Origin of the sequence: Halobacillus hunanensis, from assembly GCF_900166655.1 — a bacterium.
GTDB classification, from domain to species: Bacteria; Bacillota; Bacilli; order Bacillales; family Halobacillaceae; genus Halobacillus_A; species Halobacillus_A hunanensis.
In genome coordinates, this window is the sequence record NZ_FVZB01000005.1 from 706121 (window position 1) to 725337 (window position 19217).

At 43.0% G+C, this 19217-nt stretch carries 25 protein-coding genes and 1 riboswitch; of the genes, 19 read left to right on the forward strand and 6 right to left on the reverse strand.

Features of this window, described 5'->3' with window-relative positions:
- Positions 1-27 precede the first annotated feature (27 nt).
- The 6 genes from B5354_RS04485 (at position 28) to B5354_RS04515 (ending at position 8125) form a co-directional block, all read left to right on the forward strand.
- Complete coding sequence (locus B5354_RS04485) at positions 28-1212, forward strand: CaiB/BaiF CoA transferase family protein (protein WP_079526296.1); 1185 nt, start codon at positions 28-30, stop codon at positions 1210-1212.
- Between the two features lie 95 nt (positions 1213-1307).
- A complete protein-coding gene (locus B5354_RS04490; protein WP_079526297.1) occupies positions 1308-2699 on the forward strand; it encodes a sigma-54 interaction domain-containing protein in 1392 nt (463 codons plus the stop codon).
- A 593-nt stretch (positions 2700-3292) separates the two neighbouring features.
- Positions 3293-4795, forward strand: coding sequence for an aminotransferase class I/II-fold pyridoxal phosphate-dependent enzyme (locus B5354_RS04500; protein WP_079526301.1), 1503 nt, complete (start codon positions 3293-3295; stop codon positions 4793-4795).
- A 65-nt stretch (positions 4796-4860) separates the two neighbouring features.
- Positions 4861-6240 (forward strand): aminotransferase family protein, encoded by a 1380-nt coding sequence (locus B5354_RS04505; protein WP_079526302.1) that lies wholly within the window; start codon positions 4861-4863, stop codon positions 6238-6240.
- 33 nt (positions 6241-6273) lie between these two features.
- Positions 6274-7356 carry a C45 family autoproteolytic acyltransferase/hydrolase gene (locus tag B5354_RS04510; protein ID WP_245804703.1) on the forward strand — a complete coding sequence of 361 codons (1083 nt, stop codon included), beginning with the start codon at positions 6274-6276 and terminating at the stop codon, positions 7354-7356.
- 115 nt (positions 7357-7471) lie between these two features.
- Positions 7472-8125 (forward strand): GNAT family N-acetyltransferase, encoded by a 654-nt coding sequence (locus tag B5354_RS04515; RefSeq protein WP_079526306.1) that lies wholly within the window; start codon positions 7472-7474, stop codon positions 8123-8125.
- 293 nt (positions 8126-8418) lie between these two features.
- Here the strand turns inward: B5354_RS04515 and B5354_RS04520 are convergent, their stop codons facing one another.
- From B5354_RS04520 to B5354_RS04545, 6 genes are all read right to left on the reverse strand, one after another.
- Positions 8419-8925 carry a peroxiredoxin family protein gene (locus B5354_RS04520; RefSeq protein WP_079526308.1) on the reverse strand — a complete coding sequence of 169 codons (507 nt, stop codon included), beginning with the start codon at positions 8923-8925 and terminating at the stop codon, positions 8419-8421.
- 77 nt (positions 8926-9002) lie between these two features.
- A complete protein-coding gene (locus B5354_RS04525; RefSeq protein WP_079526310.1) occupies positions 9003-9779 on the reverse strand; it encodes a TatD family hydrolase in 777 nt (258 codons plus the stop codon).
- Entirely contained in the window at positions 9776-10513 is a 738-nt protein-coding gene (locus B5354_RS04530; RefSeq protein ID WP_079526311.1) for an ABC transporter ATP-binding protein, read from the reverse strand. Before B5354_RS04530 ends, B5354_RS04525 begins: the two co-directional genes overlap by 4 nt.
- Positions 10506-11279 (reverse strand): ABC transporter permease, encoded by a 774-nt coding sequence (locus B5354_RS04535; RefSeq protein ID WP_079526313.1) that lies wholly within the window; start codon positions 11277-11279, stop codon positions 10506-10508. The genes B5354_RS04530 and B5354_RS04535 overlap by 8 nt, the downstream gene beginning before the upstream one ends.
- Entirely contained in the window at positions 11279-11569 is a 291-nt protein-coding gene (locus tag B5354_RS04540) for a thiamine-binding protein (RefSeq protein WP_079526315.1), read from the reverse strand. The genes B5354_RS04535 and B5354_RS04540 overlap by 1 nt, the downstream gene beginning before the upstream one ends.
- 20 nt (positions 11570-11589) lie before the next feature.
- Positions 11590-12585, reverse strand: coding sequence for an ABC transporter substrate-binding protein (locus B5354_RS04545; protein WP_079526317.1), 996 nt, complete (start codon positions 12583-12585; stop codon positions 11590-11592).
- A 117-nt stretch (positions 12586-12702) separates the two neighbouring features.
- Positions 12703-12814: riboswitch (TPP riboswitch) on the reverse strand.
- A 175-nt stretch (positions 12815-12989) separates the two neighbouring features.
- Between B5354_RS04545 and B5354_RS04550 the strand changes: the two genes are divergently transcribed.
- The 13 genes from B5354_RS04550 (at position 12990) to B5354_RS04610 (ending at position 19184) form a co-directional block, all read left to right on the forward strand.
- Positions 12990-13172 carry a CsbD family protein gene (locus tag B5354_RS04550; protein WP_079526319.1) on the forward strand — a complete coding sequence of 61 codons (183 nt, stop codon included), beginning with the start codon at positions 12990-12992 and terminating at the stop codon, positions 13170-13172.
- Between the two features lie 30 nt (positions 13173-13202).
- Entirely contained in the window at positions 13203-13547 is a 345-nt protein-coding gene (locus B5354_RS04555) for a YflT domain-containing protein (protein ID WP_176142406.1), read from the forward strand.
- 351 nt (positions 13548-13898) lie between these two features.
- The gene (gene gvpA / locus B5354_RS04560; protein WP_079526323.1) at positions 13899-14159 is read left to right on the forward strand and encodes a gas vesicle structural protein GvpA; all 261 of its coding nucleotides are present in this window, start codon (positions 13899-13901) and stop codon (positions 14157-14159) included.
- A 50-nt stretch (positions 14160-14209) separates the two neighbouring features.
- A complete protein-coding gene (gene gvpT, locus B5354_RS04565; RefSeq protein ID WP_079526782.1) occupies positions 14210-14722 on the forward strand; it encodes a YtxH domain-containing protein in 513 nt (170 codons plus the stop codon).
- Between the two features lie 30 nt (positions 14723-14752).
- Positions 14753-15211: a gas vesicle protein GvpQ gene (gvpQ, locus tag B5354_RS04570; protein ID WP_079526325.1), complete on the forward strand. Its 459-nt coding sequence runs from the start codon at positions 14753-14755 to the stop codon at positions 15209-15211.
- Between the two features lie 21 nt (positions 15212-15232).
- On the forward strand, positions 15233-15493 hold the full coding sequence (gene gvpJ, locus B5354_RS04575; protein ID WP_079526327.1) for a gas vesicle protein GvpJ: 261 nt from the start codon (positions 15233-15235) through the stop codon (positions 15491-15493).
- A gap of 76 nt (positions 15494-15569) precedes the next feature.
- The gene (gvpO, locus tag B5354_RS04580; protein WP_079526329.1) at positions 15570-15830 is read left to right on the forward strand and encodes a gas vesicle protein GvpO; all 261 of its coding nucleotides are present in this window, start codon (positions 15570-15572) and stop codon (positions 15828-15830) included.
- 26 nt (positions 15831-15856) lie between these two features.
- The gene (gvpN, locus tag B5354_RS04585) at positions 15857-16768 is read left to right on the forward strand and encodes a gas vesicle protein GvpN (RefSeq protein WP_079526331.1); all 912 of its coding nucleotides are present in this window, start codon (positions 15857-15859) and stop codon (positions 16766-16768) included.
- Between the two features lie 27 nt (positions 16769-16795).
- Positions 16796-17563 (forward strand): GvpL/GvpF family gas vesicle protein, encoded by a 768-nt coding sequence (locus B5354_RS04590; protein ID WP_079526332.1) that lies wholly within the window; start codon positions 16796-16798, stop codon positions 17561-17563.
- Positions 17563-17823 carry a gas vesicle protein GvpG gene (locus B5354_RS04595; protein ID WP_079526334.1) on the forward strand — a complete coding sequence of 87 codons (261 nt, stop codon included), beginning with the start codon at positions 17563-17565 and terminating at the stop codon, positions 17821-17823. The genes B5354_RS04590 and B5354_RS04595 overlap by 1 nt, the downstream gene beginning before the upstream one ends.
- A 7-nt stretch (positions 17824-17830) precedes the next feature.
- Positions 17831-18637: a GvpL/GvpF family gas vesicle protein gene (locus B5354_RS04600; RefSeq protein WP_079526336.1), complete on the forward strand. Its 807-nt coding sequence runs from the start codon at positions 17831-17833 to the stop codon at positions 18635-18637.
- 18 nt (positions 18638-18655) lie between these two features.
- On the forward strand, positions 18656-18934 hold the full coding sequence (locus B5354_RS04605) for a gas vesicle protein (RefSeq protein WP_079526338.1): 279 nt from the start codon (positions 18656-18658) through the stop codon (positions 18932-18934).
- A complete protein-coding gene (locus B5354_RS04610; protein ID WP_079526340.1) occupies positions 18900-19184 on the forward strand; it encodes a gas vesicle protein K in 285 nt (94 codons plus the stop codon). The genes B5354_RS04605 and B5354_RS04610 overlap by 35 nt, the downstream gene beginning before the upstream one ends.
- Positions 19185-19217 lie beyond the last annotated feature (33 nt).

The following is a 19217-nucleotide window of genomic DNA, read 5'->3' on the forward strand; positions in this document are numbered from 1 at the left end:
TGCACCTTCACATAGGAGTGTCTCGTAATGAAGCAACCATTGGAAGGAATCAAAGTTCTCGATTTGTCACGTGTATTGGCCGGCCCACTGGGATCCATGCAGCTGGCTGATCTCGGCGCTGAAGTGATCCGTGTCGAAGCCCCTGGAGGCAAAGATGATATTCGCCATTGGTGGCCTTTTGTTGAAGAAGAAAGCACGTACTATCTATCAGCCAATCGTAATAAAAAATCGATGACCATTAATCTGAAGCAAGAAGAAGGAAAAGCCCTCTTTAAAAAAATGGCAGCCCAGGCTGATGTGGTAATTGAAAATTTTAAAACAGGAACGTTGGATCGGCTTGGGTTAGGATATGACACACTGAAACAGCAGAAGGAAGATGTCATCCTTTGTTCGGTGACCGGTTACGGACAGACTGGTCCTTATAAGCATCTTCCTGGCTATGATCCTGTTATTCAAGCAGTTGGAGGGTTGATGGATATTACCGGGGCCCCCGAGGGTGAAGCTACACGGGTGGGGACACCTGTCGTCGATATTATGACCTCCCACTATGTGGCCATCAGTGTGCTGGCGGCTTTAAGGAAACGTGATCTGACAGGGGAGGGAGAGCATATTGATTTGTCACTTCTTGATATTCAGGTCGCTTCCCTTGGCAACATATCCAGCAGTTACTTGTTAAAAGGTCATGTTTCTGAGCGAATGGGCAATGCCCATGGCAACATCACCCCATACGAGACATTTCATTGCGCCGACAAGCCGATTATGGTCGCTGCTGGAAATGACCGGATGTTTTATCAGCTGGCAGAGGTAATGGGACACCCCGAATGGAAAGGGGACGGAAGGTTTAAGACAAATGCCAATCGAATTGAAAATAGGCAGGAATTAAGAGATCTGTTGGAGAAGGAGTTTTTGAAAAGAGGTGCTGATGAATGGGAACAGCAGTTATCCTCTCGTAATATTCCGTGCGGACCTGTGAACAATGTGCAGCAAGTGTTTGACCATCCGCAAGTCAAAGCGAGAGATATGGTAGAAGTCAATGACCATCCTAAGCTCGGGAAGGTACGCACCGTACGTAATCCCATCAAATTTAAGCATACGAACATTGAAGCGAAGTCCCACCCTCCTATGTTAGGGGAGCATACGGCTGATTTATTGAAGGAATTTGGCTTATCAGAAAAGGAGGTTGCTGAACTTAAAAAAAAGGGGTCTATATAAATGTTTGTTCATGGTCTTTATTTCATCCGTTGAGGTGCCGAAATTCTGGCATTAAAGTGACGAAAATTGAGCGCATTTTTTAAGGGAACGGGGGTATGGTGATGGCGAATGCGAAAGAAATGCTCCAGGCGATCTTAAGTACCATTGATGAAGGTATTCATGCAGTAGATGCAAGTGGAGTGACGATCTTCTATAACCATATCGCTTCAAAGCTCGATGGTTTAGAGAGCAAGGAAGTGTTAGGAAAGCACTTATTAAGTAATTTTCCTTCCTTATCTACGGAAACAAGTACGTTAATGAAGGTCTGTCAGACAGGGGAGCCTATTTTCAACCAACATCAATCGTACCGTAACATTCGCGGCGTACTCGTGGATACCGTGAACACATCCTTGCCCATCAAGGTGAATGGTAAGCTAGTCGGGGCTGTGGAAATCGCCAAAGACTTAACGAGAATTAAGCAGTTATCGGAAAAACTGATCGATTTACAAGCGAGAATCGATACAACAAGCGGGCCGAAGAAGTCCGACAGCAGCAGTACGGGGGCCGTTTTTCACATGACTGATATTATTACGAAAGACCCCAGTTTTCTTAAATTGAAATCAAGGGCTGAAAAGGTTGCTTCCACTACGTCACCGGTCTTAATTTATGGCGAAACAGGGACAGGGAAAGAGCTGCTCGTGCAATCGATTCATAATGCCTCACCGCGCCATAATCAGCCATTTATTGCCCAAAACTGTGCCGCAATCCCTTCTTCGCTGCTGGAAAGTATTTTATTTGGTACCGCTAAAGGCAGCTACACAGGAGCCACAGACCGGCCAGGATTATTTGAACTGGCGGATGGAGGTACACTGTTTCTGGATGAACTGAGCAGCATGCCGCTCGATATTCAGGCTAAGCTGCTCAGAGTGTTGCAGAACGGTGTGATACGAAGAGTCGGCGGGACGAAAGAAAGGGCTTTGAACCTCCGAATTATCGCTGCATTGAATGAACCGCCTGAAGTCTGTGTCCGGGAGAAGAGGCTGCGATCTGATCTATATTTTCGACTTAACGTAGTGCCGCTCCACATTCCAAAGTTAAAAGACAGACGTTGTGATATTCCGCTGTTAGTAGATCACTTTGTGCAAAAGTACAATTTCCAATTTGGCAAGCTCGTAACAAAGGTGGATGAAAGTGTAAAGGAGATGTTTCACCATTATGAATGGCCGGGAAATGTTCGTGAGTTAGAACATGCGATTGAATCAGCTATGAACATGGTGGAAGGGGATCGGATCTTAACGGAGCACTTACCGCCGCATATTACTGAAAATTGTGCTGCGATGCCCCGTCCTCCCTTGCAGCCTCTTAGAAAAGTACTAATGGAAACGGAAGAACGACTGATCACCCAGGCGCTGCAGCAAACGAACGGCAACATTCAGCAAGCCGCTAAATTGCTGCAAATTCCCCGCCAAACCTTACAATATAAATCGAATAAATTGAAGCTGTCGTAAGCAACCGCCGGAAATTCGGCGGTTTTTTTATGTCTTCTAACAAAATCACCTCTTGAATGAAATGTGAATAGTTTACAGTAAGCTGATTTTTCTTGTGTTATCAAGGTTTTTAACTATAGATCTATGTTTTGGCACGTAACTTGCTTTAGTAAATATGTGAGACTCATAGTTCCATTTTTTCAATAGGCGCTTTTCGTAAGTTTCGTCGCTCTTTAACCCTGAGGCTGAGAAAGGTTGATTTTCACTTCGGGCAGGCGCTTTCCCGGGCAACACTACAGCTTCCTCGGAAGCAAAAAGTGCTTCCTGCGAGATCTTCAACTGTTGCTTTTCCCTCAGGAGTCGACTGCCCTACGCTTCAATCAACCGCCATACCAGCAAAGCAAATACTAAGACTCCTTTAGAAGAATGAGACCACACAGTGAGATAACTGCAAGTGAGGGAGCTTAGCGTTAGCCCAAGGAAAGCGCAGTGTATTTCCAAAACCGTCTAGTACGCCCCAGTTTATTGTTCTGCACCACCAATAATCTTTTTAGAAAACAGCCTTTCATATTAACAAGTGTGCCGGAACTTCGAAAGTGAAAGGAGAGGGTGAAATGGTGTTAAAAGCTTCAACAGATCATGAAGAATCACATTCATCAATGGATCATACAGCGGCTCCGCTTTATGAGGCGCTTTGCTCGTATGAAAAGAGTCAACGAACATCTTTACACGTTCCTGGACATAAGGATGGGCGTGTATTTGACGAAGAAGCTCTAGGTCGGTTTGCGAACATTTTAAAAATTGATGCGACCGAATCTGTAGGGATTGATGGGCTTCATCATCCCACTAATTTCATCGCAGATGCCCAAGCGCTAGCTGCCGATGCCTTTGGAGCTGATCACACATTTTTTCTGATTGGCGGGAGTACAGTTGGAAATATCGGGGCTGCCTTAACTTTATGCAGTCCAGGTGATCAAATTATTGTTCAGCGCAATATGCATAAATCTGTTTTTCACGGGCTGATGGTAGCTGGGGCTCATCCTATTTTTATTGCTCCTTCAATTGAACCAACTACTAAAGTAGCCAAGGTTTCTGATCTTTCGTATATCGAAAAAGCATTGAAAGAAAATCCTGATGCAAAGGGAGTATGGATTACCAACCCGAATTATTACGGCATGAGTCAAGACATTTCTTCATTAGCTAAAGCTTGCCATCAGGCAGGCGTTCCTCTTGTCGTAGATGAAGCCCACGGCCCCCACTTCGGTCAGGCGGAAGAGCTCCCGCCATCAGCGCTTTCACAAGGAGCCGATCTTGTTGTCCAGTCTACTCATAAAATGTTAACAGCGATGACAATGGCTTCCATGCTTCATGTAAAAGGGAACCTTGTGTCTCGTGAGCGGCTGGGACAGGTGCTCGGAATGATTCAATCGACAAGTCCCTCCTATCCGCTGTTAGCCTCCCTTGATTTAGCGAGACGGTTTTTAGTTATAAAAGGACGATCCCAAATTAAAAAAACAGTGGAGCGTCTGGAAAAAAGAAGACGGTCGCTTGATTTGGAATTGCAGGCGCTTTCAATATGGGGTGGGAGTCACGCGGTTCATCACAGGGATCCATTGAAATGGATTATATCAAGTAAGGATCAGACGATTTCCGGATTTCAATTGCTCGATGAATTTTATGATCTAGACTGTACGGCAGAGATTTGCGATCCCAGAAATGTCGGCTTTTTATTTTCTATCGACGAACGCGATGAAGATATCGAGGTCGTGGTCTCTAAGATTAAAGAGATGGATAAAAAGCTGCAAGCCAGGGATAATGGCAGCCCAGCTGATAAATCTGATATGGTTCTTTTTGAAAAAGAAGGGACCCTTCACAAGCCGGCTTTATCATTGCATGAGGCCTTTCACAAACCGCGTAAGCAAGCTGACTTACAAGAAGCCGTTGGATGTATATGCGGTGAAATGGTTCTTCCCTATCCACCAGGCATCCCCCTGTTGACGCCTGGGGAAAAGATTACCGCCGATCATGTCAGTACGATTCGTCGATTGAAGGATATGGGAGCTTATTTTCAAAGCCCCTCTGACGATAGTATGAGATCTTTATATGTACTCTGTTAGCTCAACAGGGTATGTTGCGGAGCTGGATTTTTTAGCAAAAACTATATAATCAGGAGGTTTTATCCATGACAGATCAATTATATCCTGCAAAACAGTCCGAGTTAGAAGAATTAGATAAACGACACTACCTGCATCCGACTACGATTCCTAAAGTTCATGCCGAGCAAGGTCCGAAACTCACTTTTTCAGAAGGCGAAGGCATATACGTACGGGATTTAAATGGTGAAACCTATATTGACGGGCTTTCCATGCTGTGGAATGTCAACTTGGGACACGGACAGCAAGAGCTTGCCGAAGTGGCGAAAGAGCAAATGACGAAACTGGCTTTCAGTTCGTCCTTTGCTGGTTATTCCAATGAACCTGCTGTCAGACTGGCTGAGAAATTAGCAGCGCTTGCACCGGGAGATCTAAATTCCGTTTTCTACACGTCGGGCGGTTCAGAATCGAATGATACAGCCTTTAAATTATCTCGTTTCTACTGGTCGATGAAAGGTAAGCCTGAGAAAAAGAAAATTATTAGTATTAAGAACGGTTATCATGGAGTCACGATTGCGGCGCAGACCGCGACGGCGATCCCGCTCTTCCATGATTTCGCAGGCTCAAACATTTCAGATGTATTCCACGCTAATCCGCATCTTGTCAATTGTGAACGAGGCGATAAAAATGATCCTCATTATGAAAGTTCTATTCGAGGTATTGTGGAAAAAGAGGGAGCTGATACAATCGCTGCCGTTATTCTAGAGCCTGTCCAGGGGTCTGGTGGGGTTCACGTTCCTCCAGAAGGATATTTGGAAGCGGTACGAGAATTATGTAATGAATACGGAATTTTAATGATAGCGGATGAAGTGATTTGTGGATTCGGACGAACGGGTAAAATGTTCGGCGTGCAGAACTGGGGTGTTATTCCTGATTTAATGAGCGTGGCCAAAGGGATTTCAAGCGGCTACTCCCAGCTGGGAGCTGTATTGATCAAAGAAAACATTCGGGATGTGCTCGTCCAGTATGATCAAGTGCTGGCTCATGGTTTTACCTACAGCGGCCATCCGACAGCGTGTGCAGTGGCTATGAAAAATATTGAAATTATCGAGCGAGACCAAATTGTAGCTAACACGAAGAACATGGAGTTTGAACTTCAGGCAGGATTTGACTTTTTGAAAGATAAACACCCTACCGTCACCAAAACAAGAGCAGTGGGGTTATTAGCAGGAATTGAACTGTACGCCGACCGCGACCGCGGCATACCATTCGATCCATCGGTTCTTCCATCAGCGGAAGTGGTAGAAGAATGCTTCACACGTAAACTAATCTTGAGAGCCCTTTCGTCAAATGTGGGAAGGAATATTGTCGCTATCGCACCACCGCTGATCATTAACAAACAACAAATCGAAGATATTATCACGATTTTAGACGATTCGATTTCCGTATTCGAAAAAAAGTTTTGTTAAAAAGGAATCACAGGAAAGGAGCCGGAATGGATCATGAAGAGGCTGGTACTCCAAGGCACTCCAAAAGAAATAGGCAGGCAGCATGGAAGTCAGGGAAAGGCGGAAGTGTTGAAAAGCTTGCAAACCTACGAAAAACTCTTTCACGGATATAAAGGCATCAGTTGGGAGGAGGCAAAGACACTTGCCCGTGAGCACTTGCCGGCAATTGAACGATATGACCGTGAGCTGATTGAAGAAATGGAAGGCGTCGCTGAAGGGGCGGGGGTAGAATTCGACGATATCCTCGCTCTGAACGCCCGTAGCGAAATCGCCTTAGCCAACTATAAAGGGGCCTCCTTCTCCGATGGCTGCACGGCCATTGCGGTCACGGCTCCGCTTATCACAGAGACGATTATTGGCCAAAATTGGGATTGGAAACCTGACCAAAAACAAAGTCTTCTGCTGCTCGAAATCCATAACCAGTCAAAACCTGTCATAACAATGGTAACGGAAGGTGGCATCATTGGGAAAATCGGCTTTAATTCTGCTGGGATCGGACTTTGCTTTAATGCCCTGCTGACAGATAAAAAGTCGAATGAAATCCCCATTCATCTCGGATTGCGGGGGGTGTTAAATTCAAGTTCTCTCCACGAAGCCATATCGAAAATTAAAGGCGGTCAAATCGCCGCCGCTGCCAGTTTTATAGTTGGGATTGATGAAGGAAATGGGAAAGGGATGGCATTGAATGTGGAAGTCTCTCCACTTGGCATTGATATGGTGGGAGGTGAGGGAGGGAAATTGGTGCACACCAACCACTTAATCTCCCCCATTCTGAAACAGAAGCTTACTGACACAAGTGAATTTGTCTTCGATGATTCGATGATCCGCAAGAAAAGGGCAGAACAGTTGATCAATACCAGAATTGCCAGACAGCAGCCTATCGACGAAGCAGTATTCAGGGAATGGTTCTCAGATTCCTTTAATGCGCCAAATTCTATCGACCATTTTGAAAATATCCGCGCCCCGGAACATCGTCGCATGGAAACTGTGTTCTCTATCATTATGAATCTATCACAGCGAAAGGTTTGGCTTTGCGAAGGACATCCTTCTAAGGAAAAGTTTGAAGAAATTCAGTAAGGAACAGCTATTGCCGTTTATCGGAGGGAGAACGAAAACAAGCTTTCTCCTCCTCTATTAAGAGACGTCTCCATCCATACTTGTCCAAACTCATTGTGAAAAAGGAGAGAAAATTATGGGCCATACTCATCAAAAGCATTCTGATAAACAGATTATTATCCGTAACACCGAACTTGCGGATCTGGATGATGTAGCAGCTTTATCTCAACAAAGCTTTGGTTCAGAGGTAGCCTTTACCCAGGAACACTTTGCTAGCCAAATTACGCTTTTTCCACAAGGACAAATACTGGCAGAAGTCGAGGGTCGAATCGTTGGAACGTCCTCATGCCTGATCGTTAATTTTGACGATTACAAAGGCAAGCACTCTTATGAGGAAATATCGGATCACGGCTATATCCGCAATCACAATCCAGAAGGGGTTAACCTTTGTGGGGTAGAAGTCTGTGTTCATCCCGAATACAGACAGCTAAAGCTTGGACGTCGCCTGTATGAAGCTAGAAAAAAGCTTTGTCAGGATTTAAATTTAAAAAGCATCGTGATCGGCGGCCGGATTCCTCATTACCACAAATACGCAGTTCAAATGTCTGTAGAGGAATACGCGAATCAGGTCATCCAGAGGAATATTTATGATCCTGTCATGACCTTTCAATTAAAAAACGGCTTTGTGCTCAATGAGATTATTCCCGGCTACTTACAAGGAGATGAAGAATCTCTGGAATATGCGACTTCGATGGAGTGGCATAACGAAGACTATAAGCCTCGGGGATAAGTGCTTATAGTCTGTAACGCTATTTTTACGTTAGGGAAGAATCTTTGTCGTTAAGGCAGAATTTATGATATGAAGGGGCGAATCGATGGCCACTAGGGCCGAATCTTCGAACCCCAAGGTCGAACCTTTGATGAAAAAAGGTAGAGTTACTTCAATTTAGGGTCGAACCATTAACGATAAGGGTAGAATTACTTCATTTCAGGGGAGAATCCTTCAAATTTCAAACAGAATACCGCACCGTCCTGGAGATAAAAAGCCCTGATCCTCCATAGATGATCAGGGCTTTCTCATGATTACTTAAAATTTTCACTAATATACTTGATGATCTTTCCAATTTCCTTCGGGTTTGGGCGGCCGAATGGGCTAGTCTGCCGCTGCTGGTAAAGAAGATTTCCTCTTTCATCTGTTAAGAAATATGCCGGTTCACCATGGGTGCCATGGTCTTCATATGGATCTTCCGTACCGTGATAGTAGACATCATATTGGGCTAATACTGTCAGGTCGCTATCCGATAATACGGGAAACGTAAACCCGTGCTTATCGACCATCTTTTTCAGACTCTCAAGATTATCTGTGGAGATAGTGGTTAACTTTACTTTTTTATCATCAAAATGGCTCTTGCTTTCTTCAAATCCTTTTAATTCTTCCATACAAGCCGGGCACCATGATCCTCTGAAGTAGATGAGTAAATGCCAGTATCCTTCATTGGCCTGTCGATAATCTTCAAAGGTATAATCTTCTCCTGAAACAGCCGGCAATGTAAAGTTAGGGATTTTTTCCCCTAATTTAAACACGCTCATAAGGAACCTCCTTCAGTTAATAGGATATATAACCCTATACCCGATTTCATAACATTTAAATATAGAGTATCTGGTATTTAGTCACCGTAAAATCTGATTGTATTTTGATAGAGCTGTTGATACACCTCATCCAATGCTACCCCTTTTAGTTTGCTTATGGTCATCATCGATTGATGAATCATTTTTGGGTGAGTAAGTTTATCTTTGAAAATTCCTTCAAATGGCCAGGGTCCATCAGTCTCGACCATCATCAATCTTAACGGATACTGTTCGATAAGCTGCTGAATTTCGGATTCATATAAACAGTCAGGGGTGACAGAAATAAAATACTGATTGTTCATCATCCGCTGAATCGTTGCAGGTGATCCTTTAAACCAGTGGAAGTGAGCTTTATGGAAATCATATTTTTCCAGTAGATCACAAGCGAGATCAGCATCTTCATAAATGGCATGGAGGATGATAGGTTTGTTAAGCTTAACGGCTATTTGGATGAAGTGTTCAAGCAGATCTACATAAGGCTGTAACTTTAGGGAAGGGGCGTCTTTTCGTAAATAGTAAGGGAGACCGACCTCTCCAATCGCTGTAATATCTTCTTTGTTTCGATCAATAAGTGAGAATAGCTGCTGTAATTCTTCTTCGTCAGGCAGCTTCTGCTCCGGGTGAAATCCGATAGCTGGTTTGACTCGCTGATTCTGGTGAGCTAACTGCAAATTCGTTCGTGCCGATGACACGTGGTTCGAAACTGAAATTAAATGATCGATATGAAATGTGTTCAGCTCTTTCAAAATTTGCTCTTGTGCTTTATCACTATACATATCGAGATGAACATGGGCATCAATAATACGCTGCGTCATGAGAATTCCCTCAATTCATTGTAGATTGTTTTTTTCCATTCTAAGAATTCTTGAGTGAGCATTAATGATTCTTCTCTTGGTCGTGTGAAAGGAATCGTAAACTCTCTTTGTACATGTGCAGGTTTATTTGATAACACGATAATTCGGTCTGATAGAAACAGAGCTTCCTCGATATTGTGGGTTACAAATAAAATCGAGCGTTTATAGTGTTCCCAAATTGACAGCAGCCATTTTTGCATTTCCAGTCTGGTAAATTCATCGAGAGCAGAAAAGGGTTCATCCAAACAAATGAGCGATTGTGGGCTGAGCAAACTTCTTATAAAAGAGGCGCGTTGTTTCATACCGCCTGACAGCTGGCTTGGATAGGCAGCTTCATATCCTCCTAATCCTGCTTTATTCAACATCCCCCTGGCTGTTTCCATGTCCCGCTTTCCTGCAATTTCAGCCCCTAGCAGCACATTATCAAGAATTGTACGCCAGGGCAGAAGGGAGGAGCTTTGCGGCATATAGCTGATGGCACCTCTTTTTCCGGTAATTCGTTGTTCATCAAGATAAATCTCACCTTTTTCAGGCGGATAAAGCCCTCCGATTAAATGAAAGAGCGTACTTTTGCCACTTCCTGAAGGTCCTAAAATAGAAACAAATTCAGCCTCATTCACGTGAAGGGAGAGGTTGTCAATAATGGATTCAGAACCAAATGATTTGGATAATCGCTCAATCGATAACTTAGTCATGCTGCTGGTCACCGCCTTTTGACTGCCATTTCGTAAGGGATTTCTCTGCCTGTGAAATGACTCCAAAGAATAACAAACTTAACATCATGATGAAGAAAATGGCTACAAATACACGGTCTGTTCGAAAGGAAGAAGAGGCCAATGTCATGTACACACCAATTCCTTCATTCGCTCCCAGCCACTCAGAAATAACAGCGCCCATCACACTATAGGTTGCTGAAATTTTTAATCCGGAGAACATGGAAGGGACAGCGTGAGGCCACTGTAATTTACGAAAAATCTGCCCGTTTGAGGCACCGGCCATTTTCATATAGTGGATGAGCTCTTGATTGGTTTGCTTTAAACCATCCATCGTGGCAACGGCAATCGGAAAAAAGCAGACGAGTACAATCACGATGACTTTTGGAAGCCAGCCAAAGCCAAACCAAATCACAAGAAGAGGAGCGAGCACGATGATTGGAATATTTTGTGACAGAATGATTAACGGATAAAAGGATTCCCGCAAACTCGGGACCATGTGCAGGATGATGGCTACAAACAGTCCAAAGCTTGTTCCAATGACAAATCCCAGCAATGACAATTGAATGGTCGAGAACAGGTGATGGGAGTACTGTGACCATCCATGGATGGCTTCCTGCCAAATCAGCGAAGGAGCGGGCAATAGCCAGTCGGGCACTTCAAAGACACGACTGCTCGCCTCCCATAAGGTTAGCAAAAGGATGAGGACCAACCCTGGTCTCCATCCTCTATGAATCAGCTTATTCATTAACGATATTTCTCCGTTAGAGCATCCATGGAAGCTCCGTCTGGCTGATAAAGCACTTTAATTTGAGAGATGACGTTACGGGCACCTTTATTAACCATGGCGTCATTTATCTTTTCAATCAAAGGTAGAATTTCTGATAGGTTGCCTTCAATCGTTGTTTCGAGGGGGTGAACCTCGTAATTCAATCCGGATGCATCGATGATCGAAATGGCGTGATCAACATAGGGGATGACGTCTTCTCCGTCTTTCGTTTTCGGTAAGATCTGAATGCTTACAAGTGAATTAGCCATATATGGGTCTCCTTTTAAATTTATTTATTTTCAGGTAAAAACTCGTTTGTGAAAGCTTCCTCAGCTTTTAGCTTCTTATCAAGTAAATTATGGTTGTACATCCATTCAGCATAGTTCTTCCAGACTTTTATATCCTGTTGCCCCCAACGTTCTGCATCAGCCTGGTATTTAGGAGATAACCATTCCTGGCTGGCACGAACGAGTTCCGGGTCGAGGTCAGGGACGGCTTCGATTAAGATGTCTGCTGCCTTGTCTGGTTTCTCGATCGCAAACTGATATCCCTTTGATACAGCAGCCATAAAGGCCTCAACAGTCTCAGGATTTTCTGCCATCATCTTTTCACTCGTCGTTAAGACAGGAGTATAGTAATCTAGTTTTTTAGAGTAATCGGTTAAGTACATCATGTTCAGTTTTTGACCACGAAGCTCTGCCTCAATACCTGTCCAGCCATAGTAAATCCACGCGAAGTCCACGTCTCGTTTAACAGCAGTGAAGAAATCAGTATTTCCCATATTAATAATGTTCACTTTTTCAACGTCGGCATTATCCTTTTCCATTAATGAAGAGAGTACGGCCTTTTCAACGGGCGCGCCCCAGCCGCCGTATGTTTTTCCTTCGAAGTCTTCAGGTGATTTGATGCCTTTCTTCTTAGGTGAAGCGAACCCTGAAGTGTTGTGCTGGATGATGGCTCCAATCGACACAACTGGAACGCCCTGAATCCGAGCTTCTGTTAGTGTTTCCTGTGCACTAATCCCGAAGTCTGCTTTCCCAGAGGCAACGAGCTGGTCTGCCCCGGCTTCTCCAGGCAGCATGATTTCAACATCTAAGCCCTGTTCTGCAAAATACCCCTCAGCCTGAGCTACGTACAATCCAGTATGATTCGTGTTGGGCGTCCAATCGAGGACGAGCTTCACTTCCTGCTTCTTATCTTTGCCGGATGCCGTCCCACTTTCTTCACCACTCGAACAGGCGGCTAATACAAGGAATGTGCTAAAAAGTAATAAAAGCTTTCTCATTCGGTTTCCTCCTCAAAAAAAATCGATATGTTAACGCGAATGTTATGAGAAGCAGGGGCTGTAGAACATTAAAAAGCACCCTGGTACCATACCTAGGGTGCATATCTTTATAAACGAAAATTCGTTTCATATGTTTCCTACGCTGGTTTAAACCAGATCAGGTTCCAAGGGTCAGTATCTATTACGGATACAATCTCAACCAGCTGCACTGGTCCCCCTACATTCAATCTATTCATTTTTGTTAACACGTTGTCTTTTAAACTGTGCCATAGATGGCGGCAATTATCAAGGAAATTGAGATACATAGAAAGCTTGTGTCATAAGAGTTCGTTTATCATCGCTGGCAGTAATAAGTTTATTGGATTCTAAAATCGTTTATATATAATTCAAGGAGGCGATAGAACATGAGTAAAGGAAAAGGATATTCAGATAAAGTTAAAGGAGCCGTCAGCAAGGCAAAAGGTGAAATAAAGGATCAAGTTGGAAATGCTGCAGATAACAAGAGAATGCAAAATGAGGGGAAGAAAGATAAGTTGAAAGGAACCGCTCAGAACGCTTCAGGTGATCATAAAAACAGAGAAAGATAGGGTAACCATCTTTTCAAGGAGGTTATTAGATTGACAACACCTAAATTTAAAGTATTTCACGACGATGATCAGTTGAGCGCATCCATTGATAAACTTAGAAATAATGGAATCAGAGATGAAGACATCTTTATTCTGGATCATGATAATGATCATGACAGGCGAAATAGAAAAGAAACAGATGCCAATAAGATGGGTGTGAAAGTTACGGGTGTTGGGACAGCCCTTAAAAACGTGTTCCGGGGTAAAGGTGATAAATTAAGATCTAAGATGAGAGAAATTGGATTTGATGCTTCCAAGGCTGAACAATTGGAAGAGGAATTAGATAAAGGCAAAACATTATTAGTTGTGACAAATCAGGATGAAGTTGAGTTTTAAAAAACACCCCACCTCTCAAAACCGCTCGAGTAATCGGGCGGTTTTTTTGTGGAAAAAGGTTTTCAGGAACAATTCGCAGCCAATCCGGCTGTCAAAGCAGTCAAATTATCAGAAATGTAACCCAATTGTTATGTTTGTATTATTACTAAATCCGAACCTTCAAATAAGCTGATTTTATAGCTTTTATTATATTACAACCATAAGGCTATACATAATAATTTGAGAAATACGTGGAAATATTTGTGATTTATGAAACGGTCAAGGTTTTAAGTGTAGAAAAAGGTGTTATTGTGCACCAAAGCAAACTAAAAAGACGTTTTGAGTGATTAACTTTTGAAGGGAGAATCACAAATGAGTATCCAAAAAAGTGCAGACAGTTCAAGTCTTGCGGAAGTCATTGACAGAATTCTCGACAAGGGAATTGTGATTGATGCCTATGCGAGAGTTTCCCTCGTAGGTATTGAAATTCTCACTGTTGAGGCAAGGGTCGTGATCGCGAGTGTAGATACATGGTTACGATATGCCAACGCTGTTGGCTTACTGCGAGATGAGGTGCAAGAGGAAGGCATGATAGAACGACAAGGTGAGCGTGAGGCTCAATTTAGTTTCTAAATATCTCATAATCAATGCTTGTCTGGAAAAAGTCGAAAGAAGGTGAAGCTATGGCAAATCAAGAAAAAAGCGAACAGTCATCTAGTCAACACGATGAAAAACAAACAGATCAAAATAAAAATACGCAAGATCATGAGCAGCAATCTGCTGAGTCTGCAAACTCTATGAATCTGGCGTTGATTGGCGGGGTTGTCGGCGCCAGCGTGGGACTATTGGCAAGTCCCGAAACAGGCAAAAAAGTAGCCGGTCGCATTGGGCAATCTGAGGTGCTCAAAGGTGCTGGCAGAGAACTTCGAAGAACCGCACAGGAAATCATAACCGAGCAGGCTATGATCACCTTAAGGCAGACAGCCGCAGGATACTGGGGTAAATATGAAGGGAAACTTCTCGGTCAAAGCCAGGAAAAAGAGGGAGCAGAAGAAGATAGAACGTCAGGCGAAGACACAAGTGAACAGGACTATTCAGAACAGTACAAGGAATTGAAAGAGGAAAATAAACATCTAAATGAAAATCTCGAACGGATTGAAGAGAAATTAAATGCATTGCTTGAAGCCAAGCAGTAATCATGACCCACTCTTGGAAGGGGGGATTTAATGAGTGCTAAACCTGTAAAGAAGGCCGTAGGGAAGGCGGCGAAGAAAGCTATCAATAAAGCGCCTTCCGAATGGAAGCAGAAAGCTAAAGATGAGCTTCAAAATAAAGCAACTGACAAAGTGGAAGAAAAGGTGCAATCAAAAGTAAATCAAGCTTCAGAGAAATTGGCTGAAGTAAAAGAGAACAATGCCCACAATGTTCACGGAAAAGCCGATGATGCGAAAGAAAAGGTTCAGGATGTTTTACTTTCTGTGCGAGACAAACTTGGAAACGTAAAAGAAGCAGGGGAAGAATTTCAAAAGAAAATTTCCTCAAGTAATAAGAGTGACAGAGTAAAAGGTGCTGAGAACCTTAAAAGCGTCTCGGATATAAAAAGTGCAACAAATATCAAAGGACCAGCCGAAGTAAAAAAATCAACGGATTTGAAATCTGTAAATGACATTAAAAAAATAGGCTGATTACTGAAAGGAGAATGTAAAGTGGCTGTACAAAAGACTGCTGATAGTTCAAGTTTAGCTGAGGTTATTGACCGTATTCTGGACAAAGGTATTGTAATCGATGCGTATGCAAGAGTCTCTGTAGTAGGAATTGAAATCTTGACGGTTGAAGCTAGAGTCGTAATTGCCAGTGTTGATACGTGGTTACGATATGCTGAAGCCGTTGGTCTGCTTCGAGACGATGTGGAGGAAGAAGGACTTCCTGCTCAGCCGAACGAAAGAAATGCACAGTTTAGTATTTAAGAAGAAAGTGTAAGAAGGAGCCCATAGTGACAGTGGGCCCCTTCACTTTTTACTATGAATCACGTGGAGGAAGAGTATGGAAATTAAAGAAATCATGCAGAATGTGAATGAATTTTTTGCTGAACATGTAGCCCCGCCCCATAAAATTACCTCCGTTGAGAAATCAGAGGAAGAGGGATGGAGGGTTACGGTAGAAGTAATTGAAGAAAAGGAATATATGAAGAAGTACGCAAAGGACGAAATGCTTGGAACATACGATGTCCTGATCAATCAAGATAAAGAGGTCACCTCCTTTAAGCGTGTTGATATCCGTTATCGGAGTAAGATTGAAAGTTGACAGAGGTGACTGGAGGGAAATCCTAAATGACTGTCCTAAAGGAAAACAAGAATCATGATTCAAAAGCGCTGATACAGGACGATAAGACGAAGGATCTGTTATCCCGCTCGTTAAAATATTTAAAAGCAGGTTATCCCATTCATTTCACTGGACCTGCTGGAGCCGGAAAAACTTCCCTGGCACTGGCACTCGCTAAGAAACGAAAACGTCCGGTCATGTTAATGCACGGAAACCATGAACTAAACAACAAGGATTTAATCGGTGACTTTACCGGTTATACGAGTCAAAAGGTTGTCGACCAATACGTACGCTCTGTTTATAAAAAGGATGAACAGGTGACGGAATCGTGGAGGGACGGCCGGCTGCTGGAGGCGGCTAAGAACGGTTATACCCTGGTGTATGACGAGTTTACTCGCTCCCGTCCAACGACAAATAATATCTTTCTTTCTATTTTAGAAGAAGGTGTGATTCCTTTATATGGATCGAAATTAACGGAGCCTTTCGTTCGAGTGCATCCGGATTTTTCGGTTATTTTCACAAGTAACCCGGCTGAATATGCTGGGGTTTATGAGACACAGGACGCCTTATTGGATCGCTTGATCACGATTTCGGTGAACGATCAGGATCCTGATCGGGAAGCAGATATTGTTTCTGGAAAAATAGGAATTGAGAAAAGGGAAGCAAAAGCGATTACGACGCTTGTATCGAGCTTACGTCAGCAGTGCACGAAAGCTGACAGTAATGGACCAAGTCTGAGATCTTCTCTCATGATTGCCAGGCTCGCTTCAAGAGAAGATATCCCGATAGATGGTGAGAACGAGGAGTTCCAGCAATTGTGTATTGATTTATTAAGTCATACAGTAAGCCGTTGTCTGGAAACGGACCGCCCGTTGGAAGAGGCTGAAAAATTGATTCTGGATCAGTGTAGTTCAGTATAAAGGTCGATGCCAGAAGGAGAGAGAACAATGGATGAACAAAATGAAACAGGAATTTATATTTTCTGTGGAATTCAAACCAATCATGACGAGAAGTTTGAAGCAATTGAACTAGAAGGAGAACAACGGGAAACCTTTACCATTCCTTATAAAGATGCCGCCATGGTTGCGGCTGAAGTCCCAATGAAAATTTACCATCCGAACCGTGAGAACTTGATGATGCATCAAAACGTGATCTCAAATGTGATGGCTCATAATGATACGGTCATCCCGATTAGCTTCGGCAACGTTTTTCAATCAAAAGAAGATGTCGCTGTGCTGCTCGAGAACTTGTATCCACAATTTGAAAAGCTGTTCCCCGAAATTAAAGGGAAAATTGAACTTGGCCTAAAAGTCATTGGGAAAAAAGAGTGGCTTGAATCCAGGGTGAATGATAATCCTGAGGTGGAGGAAATGGCCCAGACGGTTCGCGGCAAATCTGAAGCGGCTGGTTATTATGATCGCATTAAGCTCGGTGGTGCTGCCCAAAAAATATTTGCAAATATGCAGGATGAAGTGAAATCAAGCATTTATACACCACTAGAAGAAAAAGCTGAAGCAGCCAAGTCCAATGATCCAATCGGAGAAAAAATGCTTCTCAATGCGTCTTTTTTAGTAGACCGCGATAAAGAAGAAGCCTTTGACGAAAAGGTCAATGAAGCTCATGAAGAATGGAAGGACAAAGTTGAGTTCAACTACACAGGTCCATGGCCCGCTTACAATTTCATCGACATTCGTTTGACTGTTGAGGAAACGTGATGCTTCACAAATTGGTGACCGGGCCAATGAATGTAGTTAAGAAAGTCGGTGAAAAGGTAAAAGAAGAAGCTGACAAGGAACTCTATGACCTTCCAACCATTCAACAGAAGCTGGTTCAACTGCAAATGATGTATGAATTAGAGGAAATCCCCGAAGAAGCTTATAAAGAGAAAGAAGCGGAACTTCTACAAAGGTATGAGGTGGCGAAACGTAAAGAAATGGAACAATGGGAAGAGTTGACGAAGCAAAAGGAAGAGTGAATGTAAAATGGATAAGAAGATCTATTTATACGGTTTAATACCAGCAGCAGAAGCAGACCAACAACCGCTTCCATCGGTTGAAGGTTTTGACGGGGAAGGGAAACTATACACCTTTCCTATAGATGATATTACCGCGGTCGTTTGTGACCTTGATCCAAACGAATATGCCGAAGAATCAATTGAACAAAAGATCAATAATGATTTGGAATGGCTGCAGAAGAAAGCATTTCATCATCATGAAGCCTTAACATTACTTTATAACAACTATACCGTTATACCCTTGAAATTCTGTACGATTTACAACAGTGAAGAGAGCTTGCAGCAATCCATTAAGTCTAACGGGGATAAGGTTGAAAATTCATTTCAATTGCTCAAAGGCAACGAAGAATGGAATTTGAAAATTTACTGTGATGAAGATCAGTTAAAGCAGCAAGTAAGTCAGAACAATACTACTATTGAAGAAAAACGTAAAGAAATCAAAGAATTACCTCCAGGACGTCAATTTTTTGAGAGGAAGAAGATTGATCATCTCATTGAAAAAGAGCTCGATAAGGAAAAGGACCGGTTATGTGATCACATTCATGAACAGTTAAAAACCTATGCTGTGCAAGCAGATGTGAAAAAAAACTGGGGGAAGGACGTCACAGGTCTAAAGGAGAATATGAGCTGGAATAGTGTGTACCTGCTTCCTGTAGCAAAAGTAGAAGCCTTTCTAGCAAAGGTTGAATCCGAGGAGAAAGGATTAGATGGTTCGGGCTTGCGGCTAGAGGCTTCAGGACCATGGCCAGCTTACCATTTTTCCAGTTTTTCTTGAAATGAGGGGAATGGTTAGATGTCATCATTAAGAGAAACCGTCGAAAATAAAGAAGTAGGACTCATAGATATATTAGATGTCATTCTTGATAAAGGGGTAGCAATCAAAGGTGATCTGATTATTTCAATCGCCGGGGTTGACCTTGTGTATTTAGACTTACGTGTTTTAATTGCTTCAGTCGAAACGCTCGTTCAATCTTACGAAAATGATCAAAGTGGTGTAACATCAGACAACTTTGATGAGCAGAGGAGGGAATTAGTCGATGCAACCGGCCAGCCAAACAAATGGACGGATTAATCTTGATCCGGATCGTGCAGAAGATGGTCTTGCTCAGCTAGTCATGACGGTGATTGAGCTATTAAGGCAAATCGTTGAACGACACGCAATGAGACGTGTGGAAGGCGGAACGTTAACAGAAGAACAGGTAGAAGACCTCGGTGTCGCCTTAATGAATTTAGAGGAAAAAATGGAAGAGTTGAAAGAGGTATTTGGCCTTGAAGCTGAAGATTTAAATATAGATCTTGGTCCATTAGGAAACCTGCTGTAGCAAGACTTCGAAGAGGTATCAAAATAGGGAGGA

What these genes read in the sequence shown, in the direction of transcription:
- B5354_RS04515 (WP_079526306.1), top strand. Translation starts at nt 7,472, where the DNA reads ATGGGCCATACTCATCAAAAGCATTCTGATAAACAGATTATTATCCGT.
- B5354_RS04595 (WP_079526334.1), top strand. Translation starts at nt 17,563, where the DNA reads ATGCTTCACAAATTGGTGACCGGGCCAATGAATGTAGTTAAGAAAGTC.
- B5354_RS04530 (WP_079526311.1), bottom strand. Translation starts at nt 10,513, where the DNA reads ATGACTAAGTTATCGATTGAGCGATTATCCAAATCATTTGGTTCTGAA.
- B5354_RS04535 (WP_079526313.1), bottom strand. Translation starts at nt 11,279, where the DNA reads ATGAATAAGCTGATTCATAGAGGATGGAGACCAGGGTTGGTCCTCATC.
- gvpQ (WP_079526325.1), top strand. Translation starts at nt 14,753, where the DNA reads ATGAGTGCTAAACCTGTAAAGAAGGCCGTAGGGAAGGCGGCGAAGAAA.
- B5354_RS04545 (WP_079526317.1), bottom strand. Translation starts at nt 12,585, where the DNA reads ATGAGAAAGCTTTTATTACTTTTTAGCACATTCCTTGTATTAGCCGCC.
- gvpT (WP_079526782.1), top strand. Translation starts at nt 14,210, where the DNA reads ATGGCAAATCAAGAAAAAAGCGAACAGTCATCTAGTCAACACGATGAA.
- B5354_RS04520 (WP_079526308.1), bottom strand. Translation starts at nt 8,925, where the DNA reads ATGAGCGTGTTTAAATTAGGGGAAAAAATCCCTAACTTTACATTGCCG.
- B5354_RS04505 (WP_079526302.1), top strand. Translation starts at nt 4,861, where the DNA reads ATGACAGATCAATTATATCCTGCAAAACAGTCCGAGTTAGAAGAATTA.
- B5354_RS04500 (WP_079526301.1), top strand. Translation starts at nt 3,293, where the DNA reads ATGGTGTTAAAAGCTTCAACAGATCATGAAGAATCACATTCATCAATG.
- gvpO (WP_079526329.1), top strand. Translation starts at nt 15,570, where the DNA reads ATGGAAATTAAAGAAATCATGCAGAATGTGAATGAATTTTTTGCTGAA.
- B5354_RS04550 (WP_079526319.1), top strand. Translation starts at nt 12,990, where the DNA reads ATGAGTAAAGGAAAAGGATATTCAGATAAAGTTAAAGGAGCCGTCAGC.
- B5354_RS04490 (WP_079526297.1), top strand. Translation starts at nt 1,308, where the DNA reads ATGGTGATGGCGAATGCGAAAGAAATGCTCCAGGCGATCTTAAGTACC.
- B5354_RS04540 (WP_079526315.1), bottom strand. Translation starts at nt 11,569, where the DNA reads ATGGCTAATTCACTTGTAAGCATTCAGATCTTACCGAAAACGAAAGAC.
- B5354_RS04525 (WP_079526310.1), bottom strand. Translation starts at nt 9,779, where the DNA reads ATGACGCAGCGTATTATTGATGCCCATGTTCATCTCGATATGTATAGT.
- gvpN (WP_079526331.1), top strand. Translation starts at nt 15,857, where the DNA reads ATGACTGTCCTAAAGGAAAACAAGAATCATGATTCAAAAGCGCTGATA.
- B5354_RS04510 (WP_245804703.1), top strand. Translation starts at nt 6,274, where the DNA reads ATGAAGAGGCTGGTACTCCAAGGCACTCCAAAAGAAATAGGCAGGCAG.
- B5354_RS04600 (WP_079526336.1), top strand. Translation starts at nt 17,831, where the DNA reads ATGGATAAGAAGATCTATTTATACGGTTTAATACCAGCAGCAGAAGCA.
- gvpA (WP_079526323.1), top strand. Translation starts at nt 13,899, where the DNA reads ATGAGTATCCAAAAAAGTGCAGACAGTTCAAGTCTTGCGGAAGTCATT.
- B5354_RS04605 (WP_079526338.1), top strand. Translation starts at nt 18,656, where the DNA reads ATGTCATCATTAAGAGAAACCGTCGAAAATAAAGAAGTAGGACTCATA.
- B5354_RS04590 (WP_079526332.1), top strand. Translation starts at nt 16,796, where the DNA reads ATGGATGAACAAAATGAAACAGGAATTTATATTTTCTGTGGAATTCAA.
- B5354_RS04610 (WP_079526340.1), top strand. Translation starts at nt 18,900, where the DNA reads ATGCAACCGGCCAGCCAAACAAATGGACGGATTAATCTTGATCCGGAT.
- B5354_RS04485 (WP_079526296.1), top strand. Translation starts at nt 28, where the DNA reads ATGAAGCAACCATTGGAAGGAATCAAAGTTCTCGATTTGTCACGTGTA.